We start from the raw sequence: 14,182 nt of genomic DNA on the forward strand, positions 1-14,182 counted from the left end.
GTTCTAACGGAGGCTGTTCCGTTTGCGGCTGCGACAAAAAAGGGGCACGGATGATTTTGTGTGAGGGCGACTTCAGTCGCCCTCGGCGCGTTGAATCATCGACATGCCGCAGATCAGAGTCCGCGGGCGACTGAAGTCGCCCCTACGCGAGGCCGGGTGAATAGCCTGGCCGGATGCGCTGAAAAACGCGCTCGCCCATCACGTGGGTGGCCACCACGCAGCGTTCGTCGCCCAGGATCATCAGGGCGAACAGGCGTTCGGCGAGGGATTGGGTGCGCTCCATGCGCCAGTCGAGTTCGGGGGTGGCGGCCCAGTCGAGGACGACGAAATCGGCTTCCCGGCCGGGGCTGAAGTTGCCGATGAATTCGTCGAGATAAAGCGCCCGGGCGCCGCCGAGGGTGGCGAGGTAGAAGCCGCGCAGGCCGGATAGCGGCGCGGCGCGGGCCTGGCTGACCGAATAGGCGTCGCCCAGGGTGCGCAGCAGGCTGAAGCCGGTGCCGGCGCCCACGTCGGTGGCAAGGCCCACGCGCATGCCTGCCTGGGTGCTGGCGGCATGATCGAAGAAGCCGCTGCCCAGGAACAGGTTGGAGCTGGGGCAGAAGGCTGCCGCGGTGCCGCTGGCGGCCAGGGCCTGGCGATCCGGCGCGTCGAGGTGGATGCAGTGGGCGTAGAGGGCGCGCGGCCTGGTCAGCCCGTGATGGGCGTAAACATCCAGGTAGCTGCGTCGCTCGGGGAAGAGGGCCTTTACCCAGGCGATTTCGGCCGGGTTTTCGGCGAGGTGGCTTTGCAGGTGCAGGTTGGGCCGGGAGGCGAACAGTTCGCCGGCGAGCTGCAGTTGTTGTGGCGTGGAGCTGGCGGCAAAGCGCGGGGTGATGCTGTAGCGCAGGCGGCCCTGGCCGTGCCAGCGCTCGATGAGGGCGCGGCTGTCGCGGTCGCCGCGGGTGGCCGTGTCGCGCAGGTTTTCGGGGCAGTTGCGATCCATCAGTACCTTGCCGCACAGCATGCGCAGGTTTCTGGCGCTGGCGGCGCTGAAGAATGCATCAACCGAATGGGCGTGCACGGTGGCGAACACCGAGGCGGTGGTGGTGCCGTGGGCGAGCAGGCGGTCGACGACGAAGGCGGCGGTGCGTTCGGCTTCGTGGACATCGGCAAAGCGGGCCTCGGCAGGAAAGGTGTAGTCGTTGAGCCAGTCGAGCAGCTGGCGGCCGAAGGAGGCGATGACGCCGGCTTGCGGGTAGTGCATGTGGCAGTCGACGAAGCCGGGCAGGACGAGGCGGCCGCGGTGGTCGTGGAGCGTGGCGGCGTGGCGGATGCCGGGCGGCATGGCGGCGCTGATGTCGCTCCAGGGGCCGGCGGCGCGGATGTGGCCGTCGCTGATCCACAGCGCGCCGTCGTCGAAATACTGCCAGGCGGCGGGGGCGTCGGCGGGGCCGGGGTCGGCGACAAAGTGCAGAACCTGGCCGCGGACGAGGACGTGTTGCGAGGTGGCGGCGTTCATTGCGGGCGCGGCATGGATGACAGCGGCGGGGCGTCGGGGCCGGGGTGGGCGGCGTGGCGGATGGCGGTGCGGGCTTCGCGAATCTGCAGCAGCTGGGCGGCCACCGAGGCGGCGATGGCTGCCGGGTGCTTGCTGCGGATGCCGGCAATGCCGATGGGGCAGGTGAGGTCGGCGAGGCGCAGCGGCGGCAGGCCGCGGGCGGTGAACTGGCGGTTGAAGCTGGCGCGCTTGCTGGCCGAGCCGATGAGGCCGAACCAGGCAAAATCGTGGCGCTCGAAGATGGCCTCGCAGATCGAGAAATCCAGCGTGTGGCTGTGGGTCATGACCAGGAAGTAGCTGCCCGGCGGCGCGGCGCGCACTTCGGAGGTGGGCGTGTCGGTGGCAACGGCCTCCACGCCGGGCGGAAGGCTCGCCGGAAAAATGTCGTCGCGCCCATCCACCCAGGTGATGCGGGCGCCGAGAGGCGCAAGGGCGTGGACGGTGGCGGTGCCCACGTGGCCGGCGCCGAAGATCAGTACCGGAAAGGTGTCGGCACCGATCTGCTGGGTGAATGTCCAGCGGGCGCCGCGCACCTGCATGAGCGCTGTGTCGCCGCCGCAGTGTTCGATGGCCTGCCACGCGGAGGCCGGGTCGCCTTCGGCAATGCGGCGTTGCAGGGCGTGGCCGGCGGCAAGGGTGGCGGCGCGGGCTTGCCAGGCGGCGGCCTCCGGCGGGTCGATGCGTTCGATGACCAGCCACACGATGCCGCCGCAGCACTGGCCCAGCGACGGGCCGAGGGCGATACGCAAGAGGCGCGGCGGGCCGCCCACTTCAAGCAGGGCCCGCGCGGCGCCGCTGGCCAGCCATTCGAGCTGGCCGCCGCCAACGCTGCCAAGGCTGGCGGCAGCCCCGATCAGCATGGTGGCGCCGGCTTCGCGGGGCGTGGAGCCGACGGTGTGCACCACGGTGACGAGCACCGCGGCCTGGCCGCGGGCGAGGGTGTCGGCGAGGGCCGGGAGCCAGCTGTTCATGTCAGGGTGCCTCCGTTGAGGGCGCGCAGGATGGCTTCCGGCGTGGCGGGGGCGTCGAGCTGCGGGCGGGCGCCCGGCTCCAGGGCGGCGGCCACCGCGTCGCGCAGCGCGAAGAAAACCGACAGGGCCAGCATCAGCGGGGGTTCGCCAACGGCCTTGGAGCGGTGGATGGCGTCTTCTCTATTGGCGTTGTCGAACAGGCGCACGTTGAATACCGGTGGCAGGTTGGAGACGGCGGGAATCTTGTAGGTGGAGGGCGCGTGGGTCAGCAGGCGGCCATCGGCGCCAAAGACCAGTTCTTCGCAGGTGAGCCAGCCGAGGCCCTGCATGAAGCCGCCTTCGATCTGGCCGATGTCGATGGCCGGATTGATCGGGCGGCCGGCGTCGTGAAGGATATCGACACGCAGCACGCGGTGTTCGCCGGTGAGGGTGTCGATGGCCACTTCGCTCACCGCGGCGCCGTAGGCGAAATAGTAGAAGGGCCGGCCGCGCAGGGTGGTCGGGTCGAAGTGGATCTTGGGCGTGGCGTAGAAGCCGGCATCCCACAGCTGCACGCGGGCCCGGTAGGCGTCGGCGACGACCTGGGCGAAGGGGCGGTTGAAGCCCGGCGCGCGCACCTGGCCATCGGCAAAGCCGACCTGCCCGGCGTCGCTGCCGAGCCGTCCGGCGACGAAGGCGGCCAGGCGTTGGCAGATCGTCCGGCAGGCTGCCTGGGCGGCCTTGCCGTTGAGGTCGGTGCCGCTGGAGGCGGCGGTGGCCGAGGTGTTGGGCACCTGGCGGGTGTCGGTGGCGGACAGGCGCACGTCGGCCACCGGCAGGCCGAATTCACCGGCGACGATCTGGCGGATCTTGGTGTGCAGCCCCTGGCCCATTTCGGTGCCGCCGTGGCTGACCTGAACCGTGCCATCCTTGTAAACGTGCACCAGCGCGCCGGCCTGGTTGAAGAAGGTGGCGGTGAAGGAGATGCCGAACTTGACCGGGGTGAGGGCGATGCCGCGCTTGATGACCGGGCTGGCGGCGTTGAAGGCGGCAATGGCGGCGCGGCGGGGGGCGTAGCCGGCATCAAGGGCGAGCTGGCTAACCAGCGGCGCGATCACGTTGTCCTCGACCGTCATGCCGTAGGGCGTGGTGTTGCGAGGCGGGGCGTCGTAGAAGTTGGCGCGGCGCACGGCCAGCGGGTCGAGCTGCAGGTGGCGGGTGATATCGTCGATCACCGATTCGATGGCGAACATGCCCTGCGGCCCGCCAAAGCCGCGGAAGGCCGTGTTGGACACCGTGTGGGTGCGGCAGCGCAGGCTGCGGATGGCGACTGTGTCGAGGTAATAGGCGTTGTCGGCGTGAAAGACCGCGCGGTCGTTGATCGGGCCGGAAAGATCCGCCGAGAAGCCGCAGCGCGAGGCGAGCAGCAGCTTGAGGCCGATGATGCGGCCGGCCGCGTCGAAGCCGGCTTCGTATTCGATGCGAAAGTCGTGGCGCTTGCCGGTGGCGCGCATGTCGTCGTCGCGATCGAGGCGCATCTTGACCGGCTTGCCGGTGCGCCGGGCCAGCACCGCGGCGATGCAGGCCCACTGGGCGGCCTGGGATTCCTTGCCGCCAAAGCCGCCGCCCATGCGCCGACATTCGCAGCTCACCTGATGCATGCGCCAGCCGAGGGCGTGCGCGACGATGTGCTGGATTTCGGTGGGGTGCTGGGTTGAGCTGACGAGGTGCAGGCTGTCGTCTTCCCGGGGGATCGCCAGCGAAACCTGGCCTTCGAGATAGAAGTGCTCCTGCCCGCCCAGGTGCAGCGTGCCGGCCAGGCGATGGGGCGCGCTGGCCAGGGCGGCGGCCACGTCGCCCCGGCTGATGTCGACCGGTGGCAGCACATGGCTGTCGGCGGCCAGCGCGTCTTCGACGGTAAGAAGGGCCGGCCATGCTTCGATTTCGACTTGAGCCAGGCGGGCGGCGTGGCGGGCCTGGTCACGGGTGTCGGCGGCGACGGCAAACAGCGGCTGGCCGTGGAAGCTCACTTCGCCATCGGCAAGGATGGGGTCGTCGTGCACGGCCGCCCCGCAGTTGTTGTCGCCGGGAATGTCGGCGGCAACGATCACCGCGCGCACGCCGGGGGCCGCGCGCACCGCCGAAAGGTCGAGGGACACGATGCGCCCGTGGGCGACGCTGGAGAGGCCGGGGGCCGCGTGCAGGGTGCCGGCGGGCTCCGGCAGGTCGTCGGTGTAGGCGGCTTCGCCCGTGACGTGCAGATGGGCACTTTCGTGGGGCAGGGCGGCCCCGACGGGCGGCGGGGTGGTGTTCATGTTTGCGGCTCCAGCCCGCAGAGGCTTACCGGCACGCCGCTGGCCTCCAGCCACAGGCGCTGCAGCAGCTTGGCGGCAACTTGCCGGCGGTAGGCCGCGCTGGCGCGTAGGTCATCGAGCGGCGTGAATTCTTCGGCCAGAACGGCCATGGCATCGCTGACCGTGTCCGCCTTCCACGGCTGGCCAAGGAGCAGCGCCTCTGTGATGGGCGCGCGCCGGGGTGTGGCGGCCATGCCGCCGAAGGCGATGCGGGCGTCGCCGACGTGCCCGTCGGCCAGGGTCAGCGCGAAGGCGCCGCACACGGTGGAGATGTCCTGATCGAAGCGCCTGGCGATTTTCCAGCAGCGGAACAGGCGGCCGGCGGGAGCGGGGGGCAGCTCCAGCGCCTGAATGAATTCGCCGGGTTCAAGGGCCGTTTGCTGGTAGCCGGTATAAAAATCTTCGAGCGGCACGCGGCGCAGGCGCTCGCCGCGACGCAGCAGCACCCGGGCGTCGAGGGCAATCAGGCCGGGCATCGAATCGCCGATGGGCGAAGCGTTGGCAAGGTTGCCGCCCAGGGTGCCGGCGTTCCTGATCGGTGGCGCGGCAAAGCGGCGGGCGATGTCGGCCCAGCCCGGCTCGAAATCGACAAGCGCCGCAAAGGCGTCGGTGAGGCTGGCGCTCGCGCCGATGACGAGCGTGCCGGCGTCGCGGTGGATGGCCTTGAGTTCGGGCACGGCGCCGAGTCCGAGCATGTCGCGGATAGGGCGCAGCTGTTTGGTCACCCACAGGCCCACGTCCGTCGCGCCGGCCACGAGGCGCGCCTCCGGCATGGCCAGCCGGGCGGCGGCGAGTTCGGCGAGGCTGCGGGGAGCGATGAAGCACTGCTCGCCGATGCGGTACTCCAGCGTCGGGAGGGCGGCCATTTCATCGAGGGCGGCCAGCACCGCGGTGCGCTCGATGCCCACCCGCGGCAACGCCCAGGCGGCCGGCATGGCATCGATGATGGGCCGGTAGCCGGTGCAGCGGCACAGGTTGCCGGAAATCGCCTCCATCACCGAGTCCCGCGTGGGGCAGTCCGGCGTGTTTTCGTAGAGCGCGAACAGCGACATCACGAAGCCCGGCGTGCAGAAACCGCATTGCGATGCGTGGCCATCCACCAGCGCCTGCTGTAGCGGGTGCAACTGGCCGGTGCCGGCCAGCGGTGCAAGATCTTCCACGGTGAACAGCGCCTTGCCGTCGAGCATGGGCAAAAACTGGAGGCAGGCATTCACGGCCCGCAACTGCAGCCGGGCGCCCCGCTTCTCGCCGATCACCACCGTGCACGCCCCGCAATCGCCCTCTGCGCAGCCTTCCTTGGTGCCGGTGGCGTGGCACTCCTCGCGCAGATACTGCAGGACGGTACGCGTCGGCGAAAGGCCCTCCACCTGCCTGATGGCGCCGCGAAAATGGAAGCTGATGGCTCGTTCGCTCATGGTTCGCACCCGTTCCTGTGCGTCGGAAACGCCGATACTTTCACGCTAACACATGGCGGCCCGGTGCGCTTTTGGTGAAGTCTTCGCGGGCGCTTTCCGGCCGCAGCGGGGCAGAATATTTTTTCTTCCTTGACGGCCCCGGATTCATCGTCTATATTGCGGCCCCTTCAGCTTCTCAGGCAAAAACCTCGCCGTGAAGCAGTTGTGCCGATGCAAATGTCGGTTCAGCCATGCAGTTGCAGTGCCTTGGTGGTGAAATTGGTAGACACGCTATCTTGAGGGGGTAGTGGCGCAAGCCGTGCGAGTTCGAGTCTCGCCCAAGGCACCAAAAGAAGTTCCGAAGTAGTTCAATAAAGGCCGGTCAGCCCCGAGAAATCAAGGGTTCCGGCCTTTTTTGCGTCTGTAGGGTTCTGGGGCAAGCCGAGAGTGGTGGGGAGGGTCTGTGGGGAATCCGCTGTTTTCTTTTCTGAAGCCGATACCCTCTGACGTCCCTCGCTGGCACCCGGATCAAGGTGGCCAAGCCCGCGCGCATGCCGCGCAAGCTGGAGGTGCGATGACGTGGCTTGCGCTGACATCACGATTCCCCGCGCTTCGGTTCCCGAACCCGCCTCGATGGCGCTGGTCGGCCTGGGCTTGGTGGGCCTCGCCGCTGCACGTCGCCGCAAGGCCTGATGCATCTGCCCGGGCTTGGCTCCCGGCTGGTTTTTTTACGCCCCTTGTGTGATCGGGCGCCGGCTTTTGCCGGGTCAAAAGCCGGCCTGCACGCGGCTCCGTGGCGCCACCTGCATTGTGCGACGCAATAAAAATTTGACAGATGCGTGAATTCTGGTAGAATTCATTTCTTCAGACGCGGGGTGGAGCAGTCTGGCAGCTCGTCGGGCTCATAACCCGAAGGTCGCAGGTTCAAATCCTGCCCCCGCAACCAAACAAAAGCTTTAAGGCTCAAGCATTTACGTGCTTGGGCCTTTTTGCTTTTTGGGCCCGGGTCGCAGCCTGTGCCCACCCAGTGCCCAATCCGTGCCCATCCTGTGCCCGGACAAAACCCCGCTTTTTGCGAGCCATGGCTGGTTTGACCTTCAGGCAGCGTGCCCGGTGGGCACAGCCCCCGATACGTGCGTCACACCCTCCTTCAGCCTATCCGTTGGGTCAGGGAGTTGGGGGTGGAGAAGCCTGCTCACTCTTTTGATACTCCAGCAAGTCGGGCAGCCCGCAGTTCAGGTAGGTGCATAGGGCATCCAGGACATCGAGCTCCACGCGCTCGGCGGTCTCGTGATACAGGCGGGTCAGCGTTCCCCGGTTGATGCCCGTGTCCCGTGTGACATCGCTGATCTTCAGCTTCCGCTCGCCAAGGAGGCGGGATAGGTGGCACTTGATCACGTTGCGCTCCAAAAATAAAAAATGATCTCCAAAAGATCAAAAAGGGCTTTGACAGGTCTTCTTTTTGTGTAGAATGGTCTCCAGTAGATCGTTTTGAAGCCATTGAGCAGCAAAAAATCCTACTGAGAGATCAATTCTACGGAGAAGTCATCATGTCCGCTAACACCTACCTAACAACCGAGGAGCTTGCTGCTCGGATCAAGTACGACGTCCGGACCATCCGCGAACGTCTGAAGGACTCGGTTCTGCTTGAGGGTGTGCATTACATCCGTCCATTCGGGGGTCGGAAGATCCTCTACGTATGGGAGCAGATCGAGAAAGACATGGCTCTTGAATCGCTAGATGCGGGGCTTGTCCAGGCTGCAGCGCCGGCTCGCGGCCAGCCAGAGCACACCCGTGCAGTCATGATTCCCATGGCCAGCGGGGTGGCGTGCCGGGTTGCAACGATTCCGGGGTCACCCCGGAAGTCTGGACAACACCTGCGGGCCCAGACCGCACAGAAGGAGGCTCGCCATGGCTAGTATCAGAGCCCGGGCGGACTCCGGAAAACTGTTCTTCGACTTCCGCTTTCGAGGAACGCGTTGCAGAGAACAAACTCTGTTGGACGACACGCCCGCGAACCGGCGTCGGCTGGAAAAGGTCTTGCAGCGTATCGAGCTGGAGATTCACCAAGGCGTTTTCGACTACTCGGCCTTCTTCCCCGGCAGCAAGCTTGCCGCGACTTTTGCGGTCGCCGGAAGTGAGGTGACTCGGGAGATCGACCTCGATCAGCCAACACCTCAGGTGGACAGCCCTGCGGTGATCTCTGCTCCTCCATCGCCCACTTCTCTTGCGGCTTCCACCGCTCGCCCGACCATCGGCGCATTTGCCGAGACCTGGCAGCTGGAAAACCAAGTGACCTGGCGGCGCTCCTACCAGCGTACCGTCAGCGACATCGTCACCAAGCATCTGCTGCCCCGTTTTGGGGCGCGGGATGTCGGAAGCCTCCTGCGGGAAGAACTCCTCCAATTCCGGTCCGAACTCGCCAAAGTCAAAGGTCGGAAGAAGGAAACGCTGTCGCCCCGCCGGATCAACGCCATCATGAATGTGATGAGCCTGATCCTTGCAGAAGCCTCCGACCGGTACAAATTTACCAGCCCTTACTACAACATCAAACCACTGCGTATCCCCAAGAGCGATGTCGAACCCTTCACGCTCGCCGAGGTGCAACGCATTCTCGACACCGTAAGGGAGGACTTCCGCGATTACTACACGGTGCGCTTCTTCACCGGGATGCGAACCGGCGAGGTGGATGGGCTCAAGTGGAAGTACGTGGATTTCGAACGCCAGCTGATCCTCGTGCGGGAAACGATTGTCCTCGGCGTGGTGGAGGAAGACGCCAAGACCATCGAGTCCGTGCGCGACATCCAGATGTCCCAGGTGGTGTACGACGCGCTCAAGCGCCAACTGGCTCGCTCCGGGCGCTTGAAGGGTTTCGTCTTCTGCAACAGCACGGGTCACGCGCTGGACCACAACAACATCACCAAGCGCATCTGGTACCCCTTGCTACGGCACCTCGGGCTCAAGCAGCGACGGCCATATCAGACCCGCCATACGGCCGCGACGTTGTGGCTCGCCGCCGGGGAAAACCCCGAGTGGATCGCCCGACAGATGGGGCACACGAGCACCGAGATGCTGTTCAAAGTGTATTCCCGTTACGTGCCCAACCTGACCCGCAAAGATGGATCTGCTTTCGAGCGCTTGCTGAGTGAGCGCTTTGCGTCCTCCGCACAAAACGTCGTTGTTGAAGGAGCTCATCACCATGTCTGATGCCCGTCAAACTGTGTTTTCAGTAAGCCGACTGCCGCAGCCGGATCACGTCATCGACCGCCTGCCGCCGGTCTTCCGGATCCAGTCGATCGAGCGTCTGCCCTTCGACGCACGCAACCTGCTCAACGTGGCGGTCGTCTTCCATGAGCAGGCGGTGCTGCGGGTGGAGTGGCTGTGCCGGCATCCGGACAGCCGGCTGACCGCGGGCAGCCTGGTGTCGATCCGCTGGCTCGGCCGGCCGACCAGCACCCTGGGGGCGATCCGCATCGCGCGGCTGGTGAAGCTCGAACGGCCCGAGGCGAGCTTGAATCCCTTCGACACGGTGCCCCACGCCTGGGTCCGGGATCGGGCGCTCGTCGCGCGGGCGGGACGTTTCTGGGAGGGCCTGGGCCGGCCGCTGCAGCATCTCTTCAACGCGGTGTTCTGGGATCCTCGCCGCTTCCAGCGTTATCTCGAGGGGCCGAGTTCGCTGCAGGGGCATCACAACGGCCGCAACGGTAACTTCCGCCATGCGCTGGAGGTCGCGGAGCGGGCCCGGACCCTGGGTTGCCATCACGCGGAGGTGCATCTGCCGGTGTTGATCGCCGGGAGCCTGCTGCACGACGCGGGCAAGGCGGAGGAGTACCAGTTCAATCCGGTGCGCGGACGCTACGAGATGACGGAGCGCGGGGCGCTCTTGGGCCACAAGCATACGGTCCTCGAGTGGATCGCGGCCGCCCGGGCCCAGCACCGGGTGATCGTGCCGGAGGCTCATTATCTGGCGCTCCTTCATGCCATCACCGCCGCCAAGGGGGCGCCCGACTGGCTGGGGCTGCGGGAGCCCCTGAGCCTGGACGCCCACATCCTGTCGACGGTGGATCGCCTCTCGGGTCAGGCCGACCTCGTCAGCCGCCACGCGGCGCGGGACGGGGGCTTCGGTGCCTATCACCGCCACCTGGGCGGACGGCCTTACGTCGTGCGGGAGTGAGGCTGGCCGGGCCGCCGCGATCCCCCGCGGTGGCGCCGGTCGCTCGCTTTGAAAGTCGGGACGTTTCGGTATGCTGTTTCTGACAGCGGACGTCCCGTCATTCCCATCCTCGAAATTGCTTGGAGATTCTCATGGATCAACATGATGGCTTCGCTCGTCCTGAAATAAGTCCTCAAGATCGGACCCTGCGTGGCACCTGCATCACCCGAACCGTCGATCTGGCCAATCCGCGCCTGATCGGCGTCTGGAAGTGGAACTTCGAAGAGGCCAGTCGGCGCCTGTACGCGGTGTGCGTCTATGCGCCGAATGTCCTGCGGGATGCCTATCCCCTGGAGGAGCTGCAGCATCTGAAGGACTGCGTCGCACAGCAGGCGCACAAGGTCGAGAAGATGATCGACTGGACGCGAGCCCAGCTCGACGCCGCCGGCCTCAATTCGGGCGAGCCGGGCCGGGTCGAGCCCTTGAGCGCCGACATCCGCACGCCGCTGGCGAGCGCGTACGTGGACCTCTTCCTCCGCGCCGATCTCGCTATCCAGCTGCTGGACGCCCTGTGGTTGCAGGGTGAGTTGACCGACGCTGGCCACGCGGAGCGGACCGGGGCGATGCGCCGCGCACCGCTCAGTGTCCTGGGCGGGATCCAGCGGGCGTATGCGCGGTGCCGGGAGCGTATCGAGGCGCTGTATCGACAACGCGATGCAGGGCCGCAATAGGCGGGGTGTCGCCAGGCTCAGGCGCTTGGGAGGGTCTGAAGCTGGGTGATCAACTGGTGGAGCTGGTCCCGGGAGCAGCCTCCCAGCAGCCGGATCAATTCCGCCAGGTCGTCATCCGGTTCATACAGGTAGGAGACCGGGACATTCAGTTCCGTGGCCAGCCGCTGTGCGGTCTGCAGGTCTGGCACATGCTTGCCCCGCTCGTACTGGTTGATCCGCGCACTGGCGACGAACTGGTCGATCCCGGCCAGGATGCCGAGCTGCTTTTGCGATACGCCTCTCGCCTCCCGGGCTGCCCGTAGCCGCCTGGCAAACACCGACTTCTCTTCCATCCCCGTCCTCCGTGCTGAGGACTAAGAGATTCTTAGGAAGGACAGCTATGGCATACTAAGGAATCCTTAGCTTTATGGTCGCAAGACCCACCGAACCCGGGCCGCCGCGGTGTCTCAAGCGCTGCGCAGACGGCCCACATAGCGAATACGAATAAGGAAAAAACCATGTACAAGATGACTACTGCACTGGCACTCGGCCTGGCGCTGACCGGCTGTGCCTCGATGAAACCCTCGGTTCACACCGAGTCGACCTTCGTGATCTATGACGTCAAGCCCGCCACGCTGGATCGGAACCAGTTTCTGAAGGCGGTGCTCGACGCCGTGCAGACGAGTGCCAGCAAGCTGCGGGTGAATCGGGAGATTCCCCCCGCGGAGCTGCCGGCGACGCCGGGACGCTTCGAGCTCCAGGATCCGTTTGCGAATTCGAAGATGGGGGCGCTGCTGGCGTCCCAGGCCCAGAGCATCCGCGTCCCGGTCTGCAAGAACGCGCTGATGACGGTCTCCACCGAAAACACCAGCATGGCGCAGTACGGCGAGCAGACGACCTTCTTCCTGTGTGTCCTGCCTTACAAGGACGGCTACCACATCGATATCCACGCGACCTTCGTGCGGGCGAACAGTGGCTTGACTCCGCAGGGAATCAGCGCCGCGGTCGGGCGCTCGCTGATCGGGGACTCGAGCCAGTTCATTCCGCGGACGATGAACAACGTCCGCGCCGCGGCTGAGTCGGTCGGCGGCAAGGTGACGGTGGTCGACAGCTACATCCCTGAGGATTTCAAAGGGGCATTTGTGAACCAGGCCGAGCGTGCCGGCAAGTAAGGCCAGAAAGGAGGCACCTCAAATGGACAAACGTGTCGTTGGAACACTGCTGGGGATCGCCGGCGTGCTGTTGTGGTTCATGCCCTGGATGGCGTTCTCGATGGGGGAGATGGAATTCCACCAAACCGGAAGTCACATTGGCGGGATCGCCTACGTCCTGCTGATGAGCTCGCTGGCCTCTGCGATCCTGTCTTGGGTACCCCAGCCTGTGCCGCGCATCATCGTGGCGGCGCTGTCGACGCTGCTCAGCGGGTTCTTCTGGCTGAACGCGGGGGAGGAGGCTGCGTGGGGGCTGGTCTGGCTGTGTACGGTGAGCGGCTTCAGCCTGCTGCAGGCGATCGAGAGGAATAGCGCGGAGCGGAAGATGGAGCCGCGGGCCGAGTAGTTCTGCATCGGGGCGGGACGAGGGGGCATGGAGACCTCGTCCTGGAGCCCCCTCTTTTCACCCGACTTTGACACCACCAAGTAACACGTCCGGCCGCAAGGCGTCCGGCGAGGCACCGGAAACGGCCGTGTATCTATGCGGGAGTCGGGCTCAGTCGAGCCGGGGGATGGCCGGCGGCGGCTTGATCTTAAAGGTCGGTTGGCCGCTTCCGCCGTGGGCTCGGTGACCTGCCAGACGGTGCCGTTGGGGCTGGACAATTGCGCGAGCTGAATGCGCTTGAGGTCATCGCGCACGTTGCGCCAAGTTTCCTGGCAGGCGTGCTGGATCACGCGTTCCAGTAGCAGCGACAGCACGGTGATCGCGATGTGGGCGTGGATGCGGTGGGGCGCCCAGTGGAACACCGGACGCATGCCGTCCCTTCATCGTGCGCCAGGCTTCTTCGACGCGCTGCTTGTAGCCGAGTGCCATGTCCTATGCGGTGAGGGTGTCATCCTTGCTGTGGACGACGAACTTGCCGTCGAAGCGTTCGAGTTCGGCGATGGCCTGCCAGTCGATGGCCAGGCCCCGCTGGGTCTCCTTCAGGAAGCGCCCGTAGCGGGCACTGCTGCGCAGCGCGCACACGCGCTTGCTGTGCCCGCCCTCGTCCTGATCGGCCAGACATGCAAGCTCGGCCTCGAGTTCGCGGAGGCGCTCGTCGCGATGGGCGCGCTGACGGCGGGCCTCCTACGGGTTGAAGCACACCGCGTAGCGGCGGCAGCGCTCGCCGTCGCCGACCACGACCTCCTTGACCTCAAGCTTGTCGGCGATCTTGCGGTAGCGGCTCGGGCGCGAGAGCACCGCTTCGGTCACCTCGTCGCCACGGCGAATCGGATCGCCATCAGGTACTTTCCGCCGCCCTTGGCGAGCGCCTGGAAATTGGCCTGCGAGACCATGCCGGCATCCCCGACGAACAGACAGCGGGTGACCGCCAGGCCGACCACGATCTGCGGTGCATCGCCCCGACCGTTCTTGCCGTAGCCGCGCTTTCTGGGCGCCACGTAGAGCTTGGCACCGGCGGTATCGCTGCCACGCATCTGGCCGGCCTCATCGCCTTTGTCCTCGTCGTCGATCTCGAAGTGCAGCGAGGTGGTGTCGTAGAAAACGATCTCCACGTCCAGACTCAATAGGTCGGCGACCTGGAAGCAGAGCGCCCGCTCCATCTCAAAGCCGAAGCGCCAGCCGTGCGCTTGCGCACGCACGATGGCATCGATCCAGAGCTGCTGCCACACCGCCTGAAGTGCGTGCACATCGTCGTAGGGCCACGCACACACCAGGCGCCAGCCCGGATCGTCGGCACGGCCGCAGTTGAACACGATCTGTGCCTGCGAACGCCCCTTCGTCGCATCCCACACGTTCTCGGCCAGCTGCAGGTAGGTGATCTCCCGGCCGTCAGCCCGCTTCTGTTTGCTCTGTCTCAAGAACATGCACAGCACAGTAGTGGGATTGAGTGCGAAAAATCAACAACCCGTGTATCTAGGCTCTTGGCGC

The 14,182-nt window shown here is 65.9% G+C and carries 15 protein-coding genes and 2 tRNA genes; 9 read left to right on the plus strand and 8 right to left on the minus strand.

Translation table 11 applies throughout. The annotated features are described in order from the left end of the window. Positions 1-142 precede the first annotated feature (142 nt). From guaD to xdhA, 4 genes are read right to left on the minus strand one after another with little or no spacing between them, the layout of a single operon-like run. Positions 143-1,498 (minus strand): guanine deaminase, encoded by a 1,356-nt coding sequence (gene guaD / locus Q1W26_RS05760; RefSeq protein ID WP_300437055.1) that lies wholly within the window; start codon positions 1,496-1,498, stop codon positions 143-145. Continuing rightward, positions 1,495-2,508: a xanthine dehydrogenase accessory protein XdhC gene (gene xdhC, locus Q1W26_RS05765; RefSeq protein WP_300437058.1), complete on the minus strand. Its 1,014-nt coding sequence runs from the start codon at positions 2,506-2,508 to the stop codon at positions 1,495-1,497. Before xdhC ends, guaD begins: the two co-directional genes overlap by 4 nt. Next, positions 2,505-4,802, minus strand: a complete 2,298-nt coding sequence (xdhB, locus tag Q1W26_RS05770) for a xanthine dehydrogenase molybdopterin binding subunit (RefSeq protein ID WP_300437061.1) — start codon at positions 4,800-4,802, stop codon at positions 2,505-2,507. Before xdhB ends, xdhC begins: the two co-directional genes overlap by 4 nt. Beyond that, complete coding sequence (xdhA, locus tag Q1W26_RS05775; protein WP_300437063.1) at positions 4,799-6,256, minus strand: xanthine dehydrogenase small subunit; 1,458 nt, start codon at positions 6,254-6,256, stop codon at positions 4,799-4,801. The genes xdhB and xdhA overlap by 4 nt, the downstream gene beginning before the upstream one ends. A gap of 243 nt (positions 6,257-6,499) precedes the next feature. On the opposite strand from xdhA, the gene Q1W26_RS05780 reads away from it, so the two are divergent. From Q1W26_RS05780 to Q1W26_RS05790, 3 genes are all read left to right on the plus strand, one after another. Further along, positions 6,500-6,584: transfer RNA gene (locus Q1W26_RS05780), tRNA-Leu, on the plus strand. Positions 6,585-6,814: 230 nt separating this feature from the next. After that, entirely contained in the window at positions 6,815-6,928 is a 114-nt protein-coding gene (locus Q1W26_RS05785; RefSeq protein ID WP_300437066.1) for a PEP-CTERM sorting domain-containing protein, read from the plus strand. 176 nt (positions 6,929-7,104) lie between these two features. Then, a tRNA-Met gene (locus Q1W26_RS05790) sits at positions 7,105-7,181 on the plus strand. Between the two features lie 221 nt (positions 7,182-7,402). On the opposite strand, the gene Q1W26_RS05795 is transcribed toward Q1W26_RS05790, so the two are convergent. Then, the gene (locus Q1W26_RS05795; RefSeq protein ID WP_141355181.1) at positions 7,403-7,633 is read right to left on the minus strand and encodes a helix-turn-helix transcriptional regulator; all 231 of its coding nucleotides are present in this window, start codon (positions 7,631-7,633) and stop codon (positions 7,403-7,405) included. 152 nt (positions 7,634-7,785) lie between these two features. On the opposite strand from Q1W26_RS05795, the gene Q1W26_RS05800 reads away from it, so the two are divergent. From Q1W26_RS05800 to Q1W26_RS05815, 4 genes are all read left to right on the plus strand, one after another. Then, on the plus strand, positions 7,786-8,154 hold the full coding sequence (locus Q1W26_RS05800; protein ID WP_300437068.1) for a hypothetical protein: 369 nt from the start codon (positions 7,786-7,788) through the stop codon (positions 8,152-8,154). Continuing rightward, positions 8,147-9,442 (plus strand): site-specific integrase, encoded by a 1,296-nt coding sequence (locus Q1W26_RS05805; RefSeq protein WP_300437071.1) that lies wholly within the window; start codon positions 8,147-8,149, stop codon positions 9,440-9,442. The genes Q1W26_RS05800 and Q1W26_RS05805 overlap by 8 nt, the downstream gene beginning before the upstream one ends. Beyond that, on the plus strand, positions 9,435-10,409 hold the full coding sequence (locus Q1W26_RS05810) for an HD domain-containing protein (protein ID WP_300437073.1): 975 nt from the start codon (positions 9,435-9,437) through the stop codon (positions 10,407-10,409). The genes Q1W26_RS05805 and Q1W26_RS05810 overlap by 8 nt, the downstream gene beginning before the upstream one ends. A 131-nt stretch (positions 10,410-10,540) precedes the next feature. Next, positions 10,541-11,119: a hypothetical protein gene (locus tag Q1W26_RS05815; RefSeq protein WP_300437075.1), complete on the plus strand. Its 579-nt coding sequence runs from the start codon at positions 10,541-10,543 to the stop codon at positions 11,117-11,119. Positions 11,120-11,136: 17 nt separating this feature from the next. Here Q1W26_RS05815 and Q1W26_RS05820 read toward each other — a convergent pair whose 3' ends face one another. After that, a complete protein-coding gene (locus Q1W26_RS05820) occupies positions 11,137-11,451 on the minus strand; it encodes a helix-turn-helix transcriptional regulator (RefSeq protein WP_300437077.1) in 315 nt (104 codons plus the stop codon). A 165-nt stretch (positions 11,452-11,616) separates the two neighbouring features. Here Q1W26_RS05820 and Q1W26_RS05825 point away from each other — a divergent pair, with 165 nt between their 5' ends. Next, a complete protein-coding gene (locus Q1W26_RS05825) occupies positions 11,617-12,270 on the plus strand; it encodes a hypothetical protein (protein WP_300437080.1) in 654 nt (217 codons plus the stop codon). 22 nt (positions 12,271-12,292) lie between these two features. Beyond that, a complete protein-coding gene (locus Q1W26_RS05830) occupies positions 12,293-12,655 on the plus strand; it encodes a hypothetical protein (RefSeq protein ID WP_300437082.1) in 363 nt (120 codons plus the stop codon). Positions 12,656-13,126: 471 nt separating this feature from the next. Here the strand turns inward: Q1W26_RS05830 and Q1W26_RS05835 are convergent, their stop codons facing one another. Together Q1W26_RS05835 and Q1W26_RS05840 are read right to left on the minus strand one after the other, a co-directional pair. After that, entirely contained in the window at positions 13,127-13,276 is a 150-nt protein-coding gene (locus Q1W26_RS05835) for a hypothetical protein (protein ID WP_300437085.1), read from the minus strand. Between the two features lie 224 nt (positions 13,277-13,500). Beyond that, the gene (locus Q1W26_RS05840) at positions 13,501-14,112 is read right to left on the minus strand and encodes a hypothetical protein (RefSeq protein ID WP_300437087.1); all 612 of its coding nucleotides are present in this window, start codon (positions 14,110-14,112) and stop codon (positions 13,501-13,503) included. Positions 14,113-14,182: the final 70 nt, after the last annotated feature.

The organism is Zoogloea sp. (assembly GCF_030157465.1).
In the GTDB taxonomy this organism is placed as follows: domain Bacteria; phylum Pseudomonadota; class Gammaproteobacteria; order Burkholderiales; family Rhodocyclaceae; genus Zoogloea.

Excerpts from the sequence above, each read along its gene's own strand:
- Q1W26_RS05825 (WP_300437080.1), top strand. The coding sequence starts at position 11,617 with ATGTACAAGATGACTACTGCACTGGCACTCGGCCTGGCGCTGACCGGC.
- xdhB (WP_300437061.1), bottom strand. The coding sequence starts at position 4,802 with ATGAACACCACCCCGCCGCCCGTCGGGGCCGCCCTGCCCCACGAAAGT.
- Q1W26_RS05800 (WP_300437068.1), top strand. The coding sequence starts at position 7,786 with ATGTCCGCTAACACCTACCTAACAACCGAGGAGCTTGCTGCTCGGATC.
- Q1W26_RS05820 (WP_300437077.1), bottom strand. The coding sequence starts at position 11,451 with ATGGAAGAGAAGTCGGTGTTTGCCAGGCGGCTACGGGCAGCCCGGGAG.
- Q1W26_RS05830 (WP_300437082.1), top strand. The coding sequence starts at position 12,293 with ATGGACAAACGTGTCGTTGGAACACTGCTGGGGATCGCCGGCGTGCTG.
- guaD (WP_300437055.1), bottom strand. The coding sequence starts at position 1,498 with ATGAACGCCGCCACCTCGCAACACGTCCTCGTCCGCGGCCAGGTTCTG.
- Q1W26_RS05810 (WP_300437073.1), top strand. The coding sequence starts at position 9,435 with ATGTCTGATGCCCGTCAAACTGTGTTTTCAGTAAGCCGACTGCCGCAG.
- Q1W26_RS05805 (WP_300437071.1), top strand. The coding sequence starts at position 8,147 with ATGGCTAGTATCAGAGCCCGGGCGGACTCCGGAAAACTGTTCTTCGAC.
- xdhC (WP_300437058.1), bottom strand. The coding sequence starts at position 2,508 with ATGAACAGCTGGCTCCCGGCCCTCGCCGACACCCTCGCCCGCGGCCAG.
- Q1W26_RS05815 (WP_300437075.1), top strand. The coding sequence starts at position 10,541 with ATGGATCAACATGATGGCTTCGCTCGTCCTGAAATAAGTCCTCAAGAT.
- xdhA (WP_300437063.1), bottom strand. The coding sequence starts at position 6,256 with ATGAGCGAACGAGCCATCAGCTTCCATTTTCGCGGCGCCATCAGGCAG.